The sequence below is a fragment of the Halomicronema hongdechloris C2206 genome, assembly GCF_002075285.3.
Lineage (GTDB): Bacteria > Cyanobacteriota > Cyanobacteriia > Phormidesmidales > Phormidesmidaceae > Halomicronema_B > Halomicronema_B hongdechloris.
The window spans coordinates 5,249,366-5,264,873 of record NZ_CP021983.2 but is presented as its reverse complement, the minus strand read 5'-3'; the positions used below and the strand labels follow the sequence as shown (position 1 = coordinate 5,264,873).

18 protein-coding genes are annotated in these 15,508 nt (G+C 58.1%); 9 read left to right on the top strand and 9 right to left on the bottom strand.

Annotation, left to right across the window (positions count from 1 at the left end):
• The first annotated feature begins 143 nt into the window (after positions 1-143).
• The 6 genes from XM38_RS24060 to XM38_RS24040 all read left to right on the top strand — a co-directional run bounded on the left by XM38_RS24060 (position 144) and on the right by XM38_RS24040 (position 5,223).
• On the top strand, positions 144-2,234 hold the full coding sequence (locus XM38_RS24060; protein ID WP_088431304.1) for a potassium channel family protein: 2,091 nt from the start codon (positions 144-146) through the stop codon (positions 2,232-2,234).
• An 83-nt stretch (positions 2,235-2,317) separates the two neighbouring features.
• Entirely contained in the window at positions 2,318-2,539 is a 222-nt protein-coding gene (locus tag XM38_RS28090) for a Uma2 family endonuclease (RefSeq protein WP_202978962.1), read from the top strand.
• Positions 2,540-2,678: 139 nt separating this feature from the next.
• Entirely contained in the window at positions 2,679-2,819 is a 141-nt protein-coding gene (locus tag XM38_RS26250; protein WP_187329588.1) for a hypothetical protein, read from the top strand.
• Positions 2,820-3,019: 200 nt separating this feature from the next.
• Complete coding sequence (locus XM38_RS24050) at positions 3,020-3,259, top strand: hypothetical protein (protein WP_137455218.1); 240 nt, start codon at positions 3,020-3,022, stop codon at positions 3,257-3,259.
• A gap of 257 nt (positions 3,260-3,516) precedes the next feature.
• Positions 3,517-4,704 carry a pentapeptide repeat-containing protein gene (locus XM38_RS24045; protein WP_080805179.1) on the top strand — a complete coding sequence of 396 codons (1,188 nt, stop codon included), beginning with the start codon at positions 3,517-3,519 and terminating at the stop codon, positions 4,702-4,704.
• Between the two features lie 6 nt (positions 4,705-4,710).
• Positions 4,711-5,223, top strand: coding sequence for a hypothetical protein (locus tag XM38_RS24040; protein WP_080805181.1), 513 nt, complete (start codon positions 4,711-4,713; stop codon positions 5,221-5,223).
• A gap of 5 nt (positions 5,224-5,228) precedes the next feature.
• Here the strand turns inward: XM38_RS24040 and XM38_RS24035 are convergent, their stop codons facing one another.
• From XM38_RS24035 to XM38_RS24025, 3 genes are all read right to left on the bottom strand, one after another.
• Positions 5,229-5,579 (bottom strand): L,D-transpeptidase, encoded by a 351-nt coding sequence (locus XM38_RS24035; RefSeq protein ID WP_202978961.1) that lies wholly within the window; start codon positions 5,577-5,579, stop codon positions 5,229-5,231.
• A gap of 66 nt (positions 5,580-5,645) precedes the next feature.
• Positions 5,646-5,855 carry a hypothetical protein gene (locus XM38_RS24030; protein WP_137455217.1) on the bottom strand — a complete coding sequence of 70 codons (210 nt, stop codon included), beginning with the start codon at positions 5,853-5,855 and terminating at the stop codon, positions 5,646-5,648.
• Positions 5,856-5,961: 106 nt separating this feature from the next.
• The gene (locus tag XM38_RS24025; protein WP_225889405.1) at positions 5,962-7,104 is read right to left on the bottom strand and encodes a M23 family metallopeptidase; all 1,143 of its coding nucleotides are present in this window, start codon (positions 7,102-7,104) and stop codon (positions 5,962-5,964) included.
• Between XM38_RS24025 and XM38_RS27300 the strand changes: the two genes are divergently transcribed.
• Complete coding sequence (locus XM38_RS27300) at positions 7,103-7,372, top strand: hypothetical protein (RefSeq protein ID WP_225889404.1); 270 nt, start codon at positions 7,103-7,105, stop codon at positions 7,370-7,372. The two genes, XM38_RS24025 and XM38_RS27300, sit on opposite strands and share 2 nt — an antisense overlap.
• A 9-nt stretch (positions 7,373-7,381) precedes the next feature.
• On the opposite strand, the gene XM38_RS24020 is transcribed toward XM38_RS27300, so the two are convergent.
• The 6 genes from XM38_RS24020 to XM38_RS23995 all read right to left on the bottom strand — a co-directional run bounded on the left by XM38_RS24020 (position 7,382) and on the right by XM38_RS23995 (position 12,279).
• The gene (locus tag XM38_RS24020) at positions 7,382-7,687 is read right to left on the bottom strand and encodes a hypothetical protein (protein ID WP_088431302.1); all 306 of its coding nucleotides are present in this window, start codon (positions 7,685-7,687) and stop codon (positions 7,382-7,384) included.
• 203 nt (positions 7,688-7,890) lie between these two features.
• On the bottom strand, positions 7,891-8,121 hold the full coding sequence (locus tag XM38_RS24015) for a hypothetical protein (RefSeq protein WP_088431300.1): 231 nt from the start codon (positions 8,119-8,121) through the stop codon (positions 7,891-7,893).
• Entirely contained in the window at positions 8,081-8,710 is a 630-nt protein-coding gene (locus XM38_RS24010) for a biotin--[acetyl-CoA-carboxylase] ligase (RefSeq protein ID WP_088431298.1), read from the bottom strand. Before XM38_RS24010 ends, XM38_RS24015 begins: the two co-directional genes overlap by 41 nt.
• Positions 8,711-8,778: 68 nt before the next feature.
• Positions 8,779-9,618, bottom strand: coding sequence for a hypothetical protein (locus tag XM38_RS26245; RefSeq protein WP_187329530.1), 840 nt, complete (start codon positions 9,616-9,618; stop codon positions 8,779-8,781).
• Positions 9,548-10,441 (bottom strand): hypothetical protein, encoded by an 894-nt coding sequence (locus XM38_RS24000; protein ID WP_088431296.1) that lies wholly within the window; start codon positions 10,439-10,441, stop codon positions 9,548-9,550. The genes XM38_RS26245 and XM38_RS24000 overlap by 71 nt, the downstream gene beginning before the upstream one ends.
• A 53-nt stretch (positions 10,442-10,494) precedes the next feature.
• Positions 10,495-12,279, bottom strand: a complete 1,785-nt coding sequence (locus XM38_RS23995) for an iron uptake porin (RefSeq protein ID WP_088431294.1) — start codon at positions 12,277-12,279, stop codon at positions 10,495-10,497.
• A gap of 479 nt (positions 12,280-12,758) precedes the next feature.
• On the opposite strand from XM38_RS23995, the gene pgeF reads away from it, so the two are divergent.
• Positions 12,759-13,568: a peptidoglycan editing factor PgeF gene (gene pgeF, locus XM38_RS23990; RefSeq protein ID WP_080805199.1), complete on the top strand. Its 810-nt coding sequence runs from the start codon at positions 12,759-12,761 to the stop codon at positions 13,566-13,568.
• 69 nt (positions 13,569-13,637) lie between these two features.
• Entirely contained in the window at positions 13,638-15,461 is a 1,824-nt protein-coding gene (gene treZ, locus XM38_RS23985; RefSeq protein ID WP_088431843.1) for a malto-oligosyltrehalose trehalohydrolase, read from the top strand.
• Positions 15,462-15,508: the final 47 nt, after the last annotated feature.

Sequence of the window (15,508 nt, the reverse complement as noted above, 5' to 3'; positions counted from 1 at the left end):
GGAATTGGCTAGGAACACCGTGAAGTAGATCGGGATCAGTCCACTGGGTATCGTGTCCACCATGCCCATGGGGGACCCATTACCTCGTCATCTGCCCGCCCTTGACTCTCCCATAAAATAGGCCCTAGGCACTCACCCGATCTATGCCCCCTGCTACATCTTCCTGGTCATCCTTCAGTGGTCAACCCGATCGCTTCCTCGTCTGCGGTCTGGGTAGTCTTGGGCAGCATTGTGTTGCTCACCTCAAGACCTTTGGAGTCGTGGTCAGCGCCGTGGATATCAATCCGCCCCAGCAATGGGAAGTTCCCCATCTCCCCGACCTATTAGAGCAATTATTAATTGGTGACTGTTGCCACAGTGAGATCCTAGAAAAAGCCGGAGTCAGCCACTGTCGAGCCGTGCTGCTGGTGACCGAAAACGAACGGGTCAACCTAGAGGCGGCCCTCACCGCCCGGGTGCTAAATCCCACCGTGCGGTTGGTGGTGCGTTCAGACAAACAGAACCTCAACGACCTGCTGGGACTGCAGCTGACTAACTTCGTCGCCTTTGAGCCCACCCAATTGGCGGCTCCAGCCTTTGCCTTGTCCGCCTATAGCGATGAGTTAATCGGGTTTTTTCAGGTGGGGCAAGTCCACTTTCGAGTCCGCAAGCAAATCGTGCATCGCCATCATCCCTGGCGCAATCGCCGGTGTCTGTATGAACTCGAGAGTCGGCACCGACAAGTGTTGCGCCACATCCCGGCCAACCGGCCGATGCCGGAAAGCACCCATTTTCACAGCCCTTCTGAGCAGTTTTATACCTGGCTGCCCAATACCACCGTTCGCGAAGGCGATGAGGTGGTCACCGTGGAAGCAACCATAGACTCCTCAACCACCCCCTCCCGGCAGCGCCGCCACTACTGTTGGACCTGGAGAGAACTAGGCCAAGCCCTGCAACAGTTTCGGGGCTGGCCCGACATTAAGCGAGCCCTAGTCCAGTTTTGGCAGGTCAGTTACCGGGAGCAGATTCGGCGGGTGGCGCTGCTGTGTGGCATTACCGTGGTTGGCCTCTGCATCCTCAGCACGATATTGATGCTGGCAACCGGAGTGTCACCGACCCTGATGGATGCTTTCTATGCCACCGCCGGGCTGTTGTTGGGAGGCTACACCGAACTCTTCAGTCAATTCGCCCTAGAGAAGCCCTTGCCCTGGTGGTTGCCCGGGTTTAGCTTGCTCATGACCCTGGCCGGCACGGCATTAATCGGTGTCCTCTATGCTCTGCTGACGGAGAAATTACTGACCCTCCAGTTTGAATTCCTGACCCGGCGTCCACCTATTCCCCAGGAGAACCATGTGGTGGTCATTGCCCTGGGACGAGTGGGACGACGGGTGGTCAGTCTCTTACAGGAGTTACAGCAGGTAGTGGTGGGCATCACTCGGCAGGCGGCCAATGGCGAGTCCTTACCTCAGCTACCGCTGATTGTGGGGGAACTGAACCAGCTGCTAGACAAGGCCAACATCGAAACGGCCAAGAGTGTGGTGGCGGTGAGTGAGGATGAGATGCTGAATCTGGAGATGGGCTTAATGGCCTATCGCACCAATCCTCGTTGTCGCCTGATTATCCGCACCTATGACCAGCTCTTTAGCGATAAGGTAGCCCGCTTGTTTCCCTACGCCCAGGTGCTGTGTTCGTCGGCGTTATCGGCAGAAGCCTTCGCTGGGGCGGCCTTTGGCGAAAATGTGGTGGGTCTATTTCGGCTGTATCATCAGACGGTGTTGGTGACCCAGTATGAGATTATCCTAGAGGATACCCTGCAGGGGCTATTGCTCTCGGAGGTGGCCTATGGCTATGGGGTCGTGCCGCTCTGGTATCAACGGGTGGGTCATGCCGCTCCGGCAATTATGCCCATGGAAGATCTGCGGCTACAGATAGGTGATCGATTGGTGGTGCTGTCGACGATTCGAGGGCTGCGTCGCATCGAGCAGGGGCAAATGGCGATTAAGTGGTGGCGCGTCCGCATCGATGGGGTGCAAACGGCCGACGCTCGGTTCCAGGGTGCCAATGAATTGGCCCTGATCTCTGGCTGTGACTTGGCCCTGGCCCGCCAGTTTATGACGCAGTTGCCTGGGGTGTTTCCCATGCCCCTCTATCGGCATCAGGCCCTGCGGCTGGTGCGACTGCTGTTGCGATCGCAAGTCAAGGCCCAGGTCATTGCCCCAGTCGATCTGCCCCTAAGCCCTCAGAGCAGCCGTTAGGGGCGCGACTCGAAGTCGTTCGGGGGAGTTGGAAAGGATTACAGCACCTTAGTATCGTAGACCGTTTCTCTGGAGGGGGTGTGATGACACCGTCAACCACCACAGCCGGGATCAGCTTTGAAGACTATGTCGCCGATGACGACGGTACTGCCGCCCGCTACGAACTGGTGGATGGAGCACTGGTCGAAATGACGCCACCAACGTTTCGGCATATGCTGATAGCTAAATTCATTCAGCAGTGCCTCGATACTGAAATTCGTCGTTTAGGCTTCAGATGGCTATGTTTTCGAGAAGCTGGGAACTGAAGGCATGTACGAGGAGGCGGTGTTTGGCGGCAATCAGCCACTGGTATCTCCGACGTGTCCAGAGCTAACCCTGACGGTGGAGATCATCCTGGCAGCTGGCCAGCTATCGGAAGCAGAGTAAAGAGACGGGAGTCTTTCTATGTCGCGCCTGAAGATTCTGCAAGAGGATGCCACCTATACCTTGCCCTTCGTCCCCCTGACCAGCGAGACCGCCAAGCGAGAAATTTTAATCGCTCCCATTCTGAGAGGACATTTGGAAACTTGGCTGAAAGGCCTGTAAGGCAGGCGTTTTAGAGCGTATGGTTCTGTTGGCCAAAAGTTAGTCTGGAGTAAGGTTGCAGGGTACTTTCCAAATATCCTCTGAGTCGAGTTGCGGTCATTTGCCAGCAAATACTGCGGATTGAGTATCCCCTCAAGGTCAACAACTGGCTGCAAGGCAGCTTAGATTATCCGATTCGAGCAGAGCACTATCTCGTGGTCGTGGCAGCCAAACGAGATGACCTGACCCGTGGCTTCACTCAACTGGCCGTAGAAATGATTGCGCCGGCAATGCTGGAAGAGGCTCCATCGCGGCTATATGGAGCCGTCACCATCGGCAACCTCTGGATCTTTGGCACCTTGGACCCTAATAATCCCATAATCACTCAAGATATTGGGGCGTATACGCTACCCGATGATCTAGATGATTTGGTGCGGATCTTGGTCGGCATTTTAGAGTAGCCGGATATGTCAAAGTCCCGGGCCTATAGCAACCGTGCCTATGCTTAGGACGGTTGCGGTCAGGTAGCTCCCTAGTCTAGGCATGGGAGCGATTCTCAATGTCCTAAGCTACCTGACAAATGCAATATTTTGGGCAGAAGAGACTGAAGGGGAGGGGGCCAGATGTGGGTACACTGTAGTCCAAAATCGTAAGGGGGCTTAAAACCGCTCTCGAGCTGGGCTTGGGTATATGTCTCTAAACCACCAAGGGGATTGTCGTGACTGAGATCGACTATCTAGAGCTGATCAAGCAGGGGGCTGAGCCCTGGAATCGCTGGCGAGAGGACCATCCCGATGACAGTCCAGATCTGACGGCGGCCTATCTGTTTGAAGCCGATTTACGGGAGTTTAATTTGGCTCGGGTCAATCTCGACCGCGCCTGCCTGATCGGCGCCAATCTGCAGGGGGCCAATCTGCAGGGGGCCAATCTCGATAATGCCTATGGCAGCAAAGCCAATGTTAGCCATGGCAACTTGCATCAGGCGAATTTGAGCGGAGCCGATTTTAGCCATGCTCACTTTGTCCAAGCCAACTTGACCCAGGTGGAGGCCCTGGGGACGAATTTCTCTGGGGCGACGCTGACGGGAGCCTGTGTACAGGCGTGGCAAGTTAATGCTCAAACGGATCTCTCGGGAGTGCACTGCGACTATGTCTACTGGGGCGCCGTGCCCGAAAAGCGGCAGCCATCCGATCGGACCTTTGCGACGGATGAATTTGCCCGTTGGGTGCGGGAGACCTTTGAGCCACCAGTAGCGACTAGTCTACCCTCGCCGGTAGACACCAATCGCCCTGGGCCTAGTCAGTATCCTGGACCGCGATGGACGCTATGGGCGGCAGGAATCGGTATGGTGGGCCTTGCGATCGCATCCCTGCTCGTCGTCATCCTACGACCACGGCCACTGGCAGATCCGCTAGCGGATCTGCCCAGTGGTGAGATCGATGTGTCCTCATTGCCCTGTAATGAGCCAGCCCCAGGGCCATTGCCCAATCGCCCCGCCGATTACGAATATGCCAATGGCGTCGAATTCTATGGCTCCATCGAGAATGGTGCGCCTGCCGATGGCCGCGGCACCATGGTCTACCCCAACGGCGATCGCTACGATGGCGAATTTCAAGGGGGCAAACGCAACGGCTGTGGCACCTTCACCTTTGACAGTGGCCGTCGCTACATGGGCCAGTTCCAGGATGATGACTTTCAGGGCATTGGCATCTGGATGTTAGAGGGTGGCCACTACTACATCGGTCAATTTCAGGACAATCGCTGCCACGGTTGGGGAACTTTCCTATTCCCGGATGGGTCTTCCACCTCGGGAAATTGGCAAGATGGTCGCTTCGTCGGCGACGATACCTTATCATGCGATCGCGGCGTCCCTAGCGACCCCAAGACCACCACACCTGAGGGGTGAATCACCATGGTTAGTACTCAGCAATCACCGTTAACGCCCTGCTCAGACCCTGGGATTAATCAGCTCAACGGCCAGGGGCTCTTGCGCATGATGGCGGGGCAGATAGGCCGCATCAGCCAGATTACCGTTCTGACTGCGGTAGTATTGGCGGCACCGGTAGCCACCCTGCCTTCGGCCTGGGCTCAAGATGCTCCCCCTCCAACCCCAAGTCCTGAGGAACCCGCCACCGAGCCTCAACCGACCCCGGCACCAGAAGCCTCACCCGAAGAGGCAGAATCACCGGCCTCCGAGTCCGAACCCCAACCCACCCCGGCGCCAGAAGGGCCAGATGATGGGACTGCCTCTCCCACTCCTGAGGCAGACTCAGAGAATGGTCCCTCAGAGAGCGAAGCGGGCGCAGCGTCATCCCCTGATCCAGAGGCCTCTCCTACAGATGAGACCTCTACAGATGAGACCTCAGATGCCGACGCCCCAGAGGAGGCTGCTGACACTTCCCAGAATCCCCGGGCCCTCTGGTAATGCCGCTAGGGTTCCACCTTAACCACGGTGCCCAAGCGCACCTGCGCATATAACTCGCGGATATCCTCGTTATACATGCGCACACAGCCATGGGAGGCGGCCCGGCCCACGGAGTCCCGGTTGGGGGTGCCGTGGAAGCCGATGTCATTGCTGCCATCGGTCCAAAAGGCAATCCAGCGCTGCCCTAGGGGATTGGCGTTACCTGGCGGCGTCACGTCCCCCGTAAAGGGATTGGTCCAGCCTGGGTTCTCTAGCATGGCAAACACTCGAAATTGCCCAGTCGGGGTTTCCCAGCCGGGTCGCCCTACTGCCACCGGATAGCTAGCCTCTAGGGTCTCCCCCCCCCCGATACACATAGAGTCTGCGGTCCTGGAGTTTGAGCACAAGATGAATCGCCTCTGGGACGGGAAGCAACTCCGCCTCTAGTCGCTCTGGGTCACCCCGTAGACGATCCGCAAGATGGACTGGGCGATCGAGTCCGATAGCACTGGCTGAGGCGTCGTCAGCTCCACTGGGTCGTATTGCCTCAGGGACATGTCAGCCCTGACCCCAGACGGCATCAAGGCGCCCAGAGCCACTCCCATCAAGACCGCCGCCAGTGAGCGGGGCGACAGCTGTATCCGTGGCTTCATCAGATCCTTTATCGGCAACAGGGGCGGTGACATGGGCGGCAACATAGGGAAGTGACTACTCCATTGCAGGCAAATACCGATTCTCTCAAGGCCAGCTATAGAGGACTTAGCTGGCATTCGGCTGGGCTGGACGGTGAGGCAAGGGACCTGAAGCTGAGGACTCGGCACTAGACTCGTCGGCCGGACGATTCAACGCCTGTAGCGGGTTATCGATCAGGTCGATCAATTGCGCGACGCTCTGCTGCAGCACCTGGCTCGGATCGACAACGGCCCACCCCTGAGCTGTGAGTTGGCGCATCTCAAAGTGTAAGTGGGGACCGGTGGAATTCCCGGTGCTTCCCACCAGGCCAACCACATCCCCCTGCTCGATCCATTCCCCTGGCTGCACCAAAATGCGCGATAGGTGGGCGTATCGAGACTCTAAGTCGCCCTCGCCATGGCGCAGGATCACGGTGAGGCCATAGCCGCCGATGGCATCTGCCACAGCCACTTGCCCGGCCTGGGTAGCTAGCACTGGCGTCCCTGTGGGGGCTGCCAGATCGGTGCCTGAGTGAAAGCGCTGGTCGCCGAAGATAGGGTGCACCCGCCACCCAAACAGGGACGTAATCGGTGCTGGAATCGAGAGGGGAAAGACGAAGGATTGCTGTCCCCGGCGCAATAGATTTAGGGGCTGAATGCGACGATTGATGGCCTCGCGGCTGATCACAGTGGTGTTGCCTACGCTAACCCCCTGACGACTGATGTTGACAGGGCCCAGGCGAACGCCATCGTTGCCCTGAGTTGTCGTCCCAGCTGCCGATGAGCTCGAGGCCTGGCCGGTGCACTGGGTTCCCAGGGGTTGCCCTTGGCTAACGGTGACCTGGCAGCCACTGGACCGTTCGGAGAAGATCAAGGTGGGGTTGTCAGGGCTCTCGGTGGCGCCCAGGCTATAGTCCGTCGAGTCGATAAAGACGTTGCCATAGTCAGCTGGAGCATCGGTTTCAGTTGGAATCGACGCCGGAACCCGCTCTGGGGATGACGGTTTCTGGGATGCGGAGGCACCTGGATCGGTCGATGCCGTCGATCCCGATGGGGCAGCAGGGGCGGGTGCCAGCAGTTCGGTGGCCGATTGGGGCCCCGCAACGGGCGTGGAAGCAGGGTTGGCTACCGCCGCGCCGCTACTGAGTAAGCTGAGGCCACTGACGATGCCCAGAGTGTGCTGCAAGAGGCGCGGCGAGTTAGGACGTTGATCGGGTACCTTATGGGCCATGGAGGGATCTTTGCGGGGATGCGTCGTTGGGCTACGGAGTTGTCTGGGCCAGCCAGAAACGTCGGAGGGTCGGACCAGTGCTGAGGTAGCCGGATGGGACGGCTCCGATACCCTATCAGGGCTGGCAGGACGAGAGGTCACAGGGGCTGTCACCTCCCCCATTGAGGGTAGCGAATCTGCTGAAACCTGTGTCGATTCTACTGGAGAACTGGCGGGGTTGGTAGCCGTAACCACGGCATCGGCAGTCGAGGGATTAGAGATAGGCTGAGGAGATGATTCAGAGGACCCCATAGGTGTCGTAGATGCCCGGGCTGACGAAGAGAACGTGGGACCTGACGTATTCAGTGTTGGCCCCACTAGCTGCAGACGGGGAAGGGGTAGGAATGGTTTCCGTAGCGGGGGTGGTTGTGTCTGGGGCAGCCGCAGGTGCCGACACTGGCTCAGTGGCAATGACGGGGGTGCAGACCATGCCCAGGCTGCTATGCACTAGGCTGACCCCACCCAGGAGACCAGCGGCTCGATACAGTGCCTCTCGCCTGGAAGCGGCGGTTGGGGTTAGGGAACTGTGGAGACGGTAGGTCACGATCTAACCACGAAAACATCAACTGGAGGCTGCCATGGCGATGTTGAGCTGGAAATAGCCCGTTTGCTGCCTCAGTCTCAAGCAAGCTACCCGATGAACTAGCCTAATTGCTTCTTAATGCATGGCTTGTTAGGGGGCATCCGGGTGCGATCGCCTTTCAGGGCCGGTCTTTTTATCTTGGCTTCATATTGATGTAGTCCTGACTACAGTCCATAGCCAAGATGAATCTCGCCTGGCTGTAGATATCGCAGGGTCGCCTTTTCTCTGGTAGCGCCATCGAGATGCACACAGAGGCGACCATCACCAGCCACACCAATCACCCTGCCTGGTTGACCCGCCACAGTAACCGCTTGCCCTAGGTTCACTAGCCGTTGCTGATAGGCCACCGCCAACTCAGCCGAGCCCCGATCCTGCCAGAACTGCTGGCCCTGCAAAACACCCCCGTAGGGTCAGTGCTGCCAAGCTCTCAAGGGTCTCTAAGCCAGCCCCCCCTGTCTGCTCTAGCAGGGTCTTCAGGGTAATCCCAGAGTCAGGCACCGGATTGGCCCAATTCAGGCCAACCCCGATGACGGCATAGCGAATTTGGTGGTTCTCCCGGCGGATTTCTGTGAGAATGCCTCCCAGCTTACGGCCCATCACCACCAGGTCATTGGGCCATTTAATCTGAATGGGCAAGCCCACCTTCACCAAGGCGGTGGCCAGGCCCCAGGCACTGGCCAGGGTCAACATCCCCTGCTCCTGTACCGGCACCTCCACCTCCAACAGGAGCGACAGATAGAGGCCGCCCTCGGGGGACTGCCACCGGCGGCCCCACTGCCCCCGACCGGCCCACTGGCGGCGGGCGATGACTACCGTGCCAGCGGTAGCTCCCTGGTCTAGTAACTGCCACAGATGGTGATTGGTAGACTCTAGGCAGTCGTAGATTTGCACATCTAAATGGGGCCGAACTGCCCGATAGGAAGGAATTACCCCCAAGGCGTCAGGATGGTCCTCCAGGGCCTTCAGGATCTGAGCTTGGTTCAAGTAGGTCGCAGTGTAGAACTCTCCCCACTTATGATGCCGGAAAGCCTGGAGAAGTTGGCACCCTACCGTTAGGGATCTGGAGTGACCGCGGCATCAGAGGCTTGAGAGGTCGTCATGGCCTCCAGAGCTCGCATTTCAAAGCTAGCAGTTGCAGTATTGAACTCCAGCTTCAGGGGAAATGCCACCGGATTGCTAGAGTCCACTGCCGGATCAATTTCCGTGATGGTGAACTGAGCCACCCCACCATCGACCAACTGGTCGCCTAGAACATCAGCATAGTCCCCGAAGCTGAGAGTATCGCCGGGGCCAAAGCGGCCTAGGACTTGCCCGTCCACCGAGACCAGGAAGCGATCATCATCATCAACTCCTTCTGGGAAGCCGCTGATGGACGTAAACACGGCATCCGAGGCCTCCCCGACCCCAGTAAGACCGGGAAACACGCGGCTGGCCAGACCTACAGGCACATTGCGGGGCTGCATACGGTACTGGAACCCATCGGCCATGGGAGGGTCAAACCAGCGACCGGAGGGGACATTCTGGAAGATAAATCCACCGACGAAGATAAAGCGTGGGTATACCGGCGTGAACTGACTGCTGCCATCAAAGGGATTGGGTTGGCCGAAGCTATCGTCGTCATCGTCGCCTAGGTCATCGTCATCGCCTAGGTCATCGTCGTTGTCGTCGTCGTCATCATCGCCTAGGTCATCGTCGCCTAGGTCATCGTCGTCATCGTCGTCATCGTCGCCTAGGTCATCATCGCCTAGGTCATCGTCGTCATCAAAACCATCATCATCATCGTCGCCGTCATCATCACCATCAGTCGGTGGAAAGGGAATCTCAACGATTTCGACATCGGTAAAGAGACTGATGTAGACCACATCCGAGGTATCGTCCCGCAGTCGCGCCACCAGCACCCCGGGCTCTACCGTAGGAGCCACCCCTTCCAGGGTGAAGCCGGGCGGAGTATCGATGCGACCATCCGTGAAGGTAAGGCTGATGTCGTCGATGGCAACCCCTTCCCCAGCCCGGTTGAGGGGTATAGCCCTCTGAGGGCACCAAGTTCCCTAAAACCACCTGGTCTTCGGCAGTGGCCGTGCCTCCTGGAGGAGCAGTGCCGGGCTGATACTGCACCAGCCGTACTGGGGTGCGTCGCTGCACTACCCCGGCTGCCGAGGGCGCATCAACGACAAACCCGGTTTCTTGCAAAATCCAGCCAGGGTTAATGAATTCAGTCAGATCTCCAGAATTGGTGAGATTACTGAAGGCACTGACCTGGAAATCAAGAGTGGTGGGAATGTTGACGAAGGTGGGACCCCCGGGGCTAATGGAACGCAGGGATAAGGTGCCTAAGATGTTCCCCGTGGAATCTACCAGATTGGCAGGTAAATTGGTCAACGTCGGCTCGCCCCCATTGCCAGCCGCCTGGATCACCGGCAAGGTCGATAGCCTGAAAATGGCATTAGTAGGAATATCCCCCTGTAGGGTTTGGATGAGAAATCCCTCTTCCTGCAGCGTACTCTCATAGATGACGGCTCGGGTATCGGTGTCGCCAGTGGCGGCCCCGGTGGCATCGTTAATGGTGCCATCACTAGGAATGAACACATCGGTATCGCTCAGGGTGGCATTGCCCCCCGTTACCGTTAACTGAGCCGACACTGGCAGGGCGGCCAGGGTCAGGGCTAATCCGCTGGTGATGGCGGTCAGGGCTGTTTTAATCAGGGGGACAGTCATGGGTGCACTCCTTACGATATCCAGCTCAGGTCCATAGACTCGCAACGTTAATCCTAAAAGGTAAAGGTGGTGCGCAGGGCGGCAATGCCGATGGTTTCGCTATCCGGGGTATGGGCCGGGTTAAAGATCACAATGAAGCCAGGGGTCAGGCTGATATTGGGAGTCATTTGATAGCGATAAAACAGCTCCATGTGGGTGGTTCTGCCGGGTTGATCGTCCGGATCGCCTAATCCTCCTGCCAGCAAGTCAGGGATGTTTTGCCCCTGTCTCAAGGTGCTACTGCTGATGCGAGGGGGTTGTCCCACGTAAATGCCTCCCATGTGGCCTTCCCCAAACAGATCGGGAAAGTTAGCGAATACCATCCAGTTGATGGTCTCTACGGAGCCTACCTCTCCAGGAGTGACCGACCTGGTGTAGCCGCCCCAGGTTCCCAAGGTTAAGAATGGGTTTACATCCCAAGCCAGGGTAGCACCGATGGCGTTGGTGGTGGTGGCATCTCCGGCGGTGAGTTGGGCATCCCCATTGCCGGTAAATAAATTACCCGTGTTAGAAAAACTATTGATGTAATGCAGGGCCAGGTCTATCTCATCCACGGGGGCCAAACTGAGTTGGAAGCCGAGGGTGGTGTCTCCTTCGAAGAGTCCAATCTGGGGATCGGCCTCATCGGCGGCGGCATAGACCCCCTGCAGACTGATGCGATCGCTTATCTGCCAGTCAAACCCGAGGCCCGCATCGCCCCGGCCAATGTTGATGATGGGATTGCGCTGAGCCAGGGCAGACAAGGGACCAGAGCCAGCACTCTCGATGCGATTGGCGCCGCGAAACACATTCACTGGATTCACGCCCCGGGCTCCGGCAATCAAGGCAAAGCGATCGCCAATCAGCTGGCGATAGGTGAGGTCACTGACCACTAGGTTGAAGTCGGTATCCCCCTCGAAGCCCAAGCGTACATCATTGTTGAGACGGGGAAAGGTACTGCCTTGACCTGCCTGCAACCCCATCAGCAGAAAACTGCGAGGGGTCAACCGGCTGAACAAAGAGAGCTGGGCATTGGTGATCATATTGAGGGAATCTCCGGGATCGTCGGTATCCCGGATTCCGTCCACGGGAAAAAAGTCAGCTCGGTTAGGAGTCCGCTGCTGGATGCCATAAATCACCTGGCCGAACAAGCGGGTCGTGGGAGAAAACTGTTGGGTCTGGAGCCGGCTAACATCGGTTTCTAGGGCGGTAATATCGGCCTCTAGGGTGGCTAAATCGTCGGCAAAACTCTGGCGGAGTCGCTGCACCGTAGTCAGGTCAGCGCTATCCAGCTCACCGCTGGTCAGGCGATCGGTTAAGGCATCTAGGCAGGCGGATAGGCTGGCGGCAAATTCGTAGCGGCTAAGGGCCTGGTTGCCCCGGAAGGTATTGTCTGGGAAGCCCATCAAGCAACCATAATCTTCGACTAGGGAGCGCAGGGCTTCGTAGGCCCAATCCCCTGGTTGCACATCGGAGAGACCATCGACGGAGGGGGACGTTGTCTCCAGCGTTAGGGGGGCATCTGTCCTTTGCCCCAGCTCATAGGACTCTTCTGGCCGGGGCACACTAGCTGTTTCTCCGGCAGCTGATGCCTCTAAGGTTAATAGGGACGGCTCATTGGCTAGCGTCAGCACCGATTCTGATGGAGCTGGGCGGGCACGAGCCTCCGCCCCTAGCTGAGGAGTAGGTGTCTTTGAGTCAACGGCGATGATTTCTGCCCCTATGGCTGGCGACTGATCGGGCAGGCCCACTAGACAGCAGCCCACTAGGAGACCAAGCTGTGAGACGTACCCTGAGGTAGACAGTTGAGTGAATTTCATTGAGTGACTTGATTCCTACAACACCACAGGCGAGACGACTCGACTCGTTTGCTCAGGCAGTAATCTGATAGATGGAATGCTGTTGATAGCAGTATCCCAGCTCATCTATTGTCAATGCACTCGCCGGCTGAGTACATGACTGCCAAGCCTAGAGAAGGATAATCAGGGGAGACTTGTTCCTAAATCTCTCAAAACAGCGGAAACTGGGACTAAGATTTATTATTTACTGCCGATTCTTGTCAAGAAGATCGACGAATCTTCAAGAAATTAAGGTATTTGACCTATAACTTAATCTTCAGCCTGACGGATGCTCGCTTTTTGGCAACTGCATCACGGACTCAAACAATTCCATTTTTGACTAGGCTAGACACAGCTTATGGAATAACGTCCAGTGCATCCGTTAAGGCTGTTCCCCACCTGGATACCTGCACTCTTCGCCTTACTCTTCGCCTTAGAAAAACTTTTCTCTATATAACCCTATGCATACCTGGCATTGGCAGCACTGGCAGGGACTGCCCTATCTGACCTGCAGTCTGTTGAGTGAATGGCCCCATGGCTTTTTCACTCAGCAATTCTGGCCTCGAGCTCCGGAGACAATGGTGGCAGCACTGCGGGAGCAGGCCCCGGTGTATCGAGTCAGACAGGTGCACGGCAATCGGGTGCTGGGGGCCGATGAGGTGGCCCTGGCGACTCGGCCTCTGGATCTGAAGACGGTGCAGCGACCAGAGGCAGACGCGTTGGTCTCGACCCAGCCCTGGCAGGCCATGTGGGTCTGTACGGCGGATTGCAACCCGGTGCTGATTGCCGATGGTCGCAGTGGCCATGTGGCGGCAGTGCATGCCGGTTGGCGGGGCACGGCTCAGCAGGTGGTCCCCCAGGCGATTCGACGGCTGCAGACTCAAGGTAGCCGCCTGGCAGACTTGCGGGTGGCCATGGGACCAGCTATTGCCGGGAAGATGTATCAGGTGTCGACTCCGGTGGCTCTGGAGGTGGGTCGCAGTATTGTAGCGATGGATGTTGACGAGGATCCTGACACGTTCCTGGTTAAGGTGCAGGCCTTAACCGACTCTCCGATTGGACCGGATCCGACCCTGGGGCGGTTCCGGCTGGATGTACGGCGAGCCAATCTGATGCAATTGATGCACCTAGGCATCGCCCTAGAGCAAGTTGCGATCGCACCCCACTGCACCTACCAGGAACCCCAGCACTTCTTCTCCTACCGCCGCAGCCGGGAAAAGAAAGTGCAATGGTCTGGCATTGTCAGCACCGCCAGCCCCGCTGTCGCCTAAGTGAGCCGACGATACCATCCATTTTCGGCATTTCGCCCTAAGATCCAAACCATGGATGCTATCGCTAACATGACCCTCGGTGCCCAGTACCTGGGAGACCATCGTTGCCACTTCACCCTATGGGCGCCCCAACGCCAGCAGGTGAGCGTGGAAATTCTGGCTCCCCAGCCCCGTCAGCTTCCCCTGGAGCCAACAGCTGGTGGGTATTGGCAAGGTGTTGCTGACCAGATCCCGCCTGGCAGCACCTATCAGTTCCGGTTAGACAACGAGATTACCCGTCCTGATCCTGCCTCCCACCATCAGCCCCAGGGCGTCCATGGTCCCTCGGTGGTGGTTGACCACGGTGCCTTTGCCTGGGCCGACCGCGAGTGGACTGGGGTGCCGCTGGCGGACTACGTCATCTATGAGCTGCACGTCGGCACCTTTACCCCAGAGGGCTGCTTCGACGCCATTATTCCTCGTCTGGCCGAGCTCAAGGAGTTGGGCATTACGGCCCTAGAGCTGATGCCGGTGGCTCAATTTCCTGGGGATCGCAACTGGGGCTACGACGGCGTCTATCCCTTTGCCGTACAGCACTCCTATGGCGGACCGGAGGGGCTGAAGCGCCTGGTGGATGCCTGCCACCAGCAGGGGCTGGCCGTGGTGCTGGACGTGGTCTATAACCATTTTGGTCCGGAGGGAAATTACACCGCCGATTTCGGCCCCTACTTCACCGACACCTACCGCACCCCCTGGGGAGCGGCCATTAACTTCGATGGTCCCCACAGTCCTGGGGTACGCCAGTTTGTGGTGGACAATATCCGGCATTGGTTTTGCCACTATCACATCGACGCCCTGCGCCTAGATGCCATCCACGCCATCTACGACTTTGGCGCCAAGCACATCCTGGCGGAACTGCAGCAGGCCACCCAAGCCCTGAGTCAGGAGCGGGGCCGTCCCTATTATCTGATTGCCGAGAGTGACCTCAACGATGTGCGGGTGATTCATCCCCCCCAGCGCGGTGGCTATGGCCTAGCCGCCCAGTGGAGCGACGACTTTCACCACTGTTTGCACACCTTGCTCACCGGCGAACAAAGCGGCTATTACCAAGACTTTGGTCAGGCCGAGCAGTTGGCCAAGGCCCTGCAGGCTGGGTTTGTCTACGATTGGGCCTATTCCCGTCACCGCCGTCGCTACCACGGCAGTGATGCCAGCGATTGTCCGCCCCAGCAATTTGTGGTCTGTGCCCAGAACCACGACCAGGTGGGCAACCGCATGCTGGGAGAGCGCCTCTCGACCCTGGTGGGGTTTGAGGCCCTGAAGCTGGCGGCGGCCACCACCGTGCTGTCTCCCTACATCCCCTTGATGTTTATGGGAGAAGAGTATGGCGAGACCGCTCCCTTTCTCTATTTCGTCAGCCATGGTGACGCCGATCTGATCGAGGCGGTGCGCCAGGGCCGCCAGCGGGAATTCGAAGCCTTTCACCTGCAGGGGCAGCCCCCCGATGCCGCCAGCCCCAAGACGGTGCAGCAGAGTACCCTAAATTGGCAGCAGCGTCATCACGATCACCATGGGGTGCTGTGGCGGTTCTATCGGCAATTGCTGCAGCTGCGATCGCATCACCCCATCCTGCGCCAGCGGGAGCGCCACACCCTCACCGCCAATGCCAGCAACGATCCGCCCCTGGTCCAGGTTTATCGCCACGACAAAGGCCAGCAGCTGCTCTGGTTACTCAACTTTGCCCCTGCTGCCGCCAGCCACGACATCGTCCAGGACGGCATTTGGAGTAAATGTCTCGACTCCGCCGACGAGCAGTGGTTAGGGCCTGGGGCCACCGCTCCCCCCACCTTGGCCGGGCCCACCGCCTGTCCCCTACCTGCCCATAGCTGCGTGCTATACGAACACAACACCTAATTGACATTGACAGTTCAGCACCCTTGCCGTCACGGCTGGAAATCCCC

Coding starts and splice junctions, on each gene's coding strand:
- XM38_RS24035 (WP_202978961.1), bottom strand. CDS start 5,579: ATGTGTATCGGGGGGGGGGAGACCCTAGAGGCTAGCTATCCGGTGGCA.
- XM38_RS26250 (WP_187329588.1), top strand. CDS start 2,679: ATGTCGCGCCTGAAGATTCTGCAAGAGGATGCCACCTATACCTTGCCC.
- XM38_RS24000 (WP_088431296.1), bottom strand. CDS start 10,441: ATGACTGTCCCCCTGATTAAAACAGCCCTGACCGCCATCACCAGCGGA.
- XM38_RS24060 (WP_088431304.1), top strand. CDS start 144: ATGCCCCCTGCTACATCTTCCTGGTCATCCTTCAGTGGTCAACCCGAT.
- XM38_RS28090 (WP_202978962.1), top strand. CDS start 2,318: ATGACACCGTCAACCACCACAGCCGGGATCAGCTTTGAAGACTATGTC.
- XM38_RS24030 (WP_137455217.1), bottom strand. CDS start 5,855: ATGAAGCCACGGATACAGCTGTCGCCCCGCTCACTGGCGGCGGTCTTG.
- treZ (WP_088431843.1), top strand. CDS start 13,638: ATGACCCTCGGTGCCCAGTACCTGGGAGACCATCGTTGCCACTTCACC.
- pgeF (WP_080805199.1), top strand. CDS start 12,759: ATGCATACCTGGCATTGGCAGCACTGGCAGGGACTGCCCTATCTGACC.
- XM38_RS27300 (WP_225889404.1), top strand. CDS start 7,103: ATGGAGGGATCTTTGCGGGGATGCGTCGTTGGGCTACGGAGTTGTCTG.
- XM38_RS24040 (WP_080805181.1), top strand. CDS start 4,711: ATGGTTAGTACTCAGCAATCACCGTTAACGCCCTGCTCAGACCCTGGG.
- XM38_RS23995 (WP_088431294.1), bottom strand. CDS start 12,279: ATGAAATTCACTCAACTGTCTACCTCAGGGTACGTCTCACAGCTTGGT.
- XM38_RS24025 (WP_225889405.1), bottom strand. CDS start 7,104: ATGGCCCATAAGGTACCCGATCAACGTCCTAACTCGCCGCGCCTCTTG.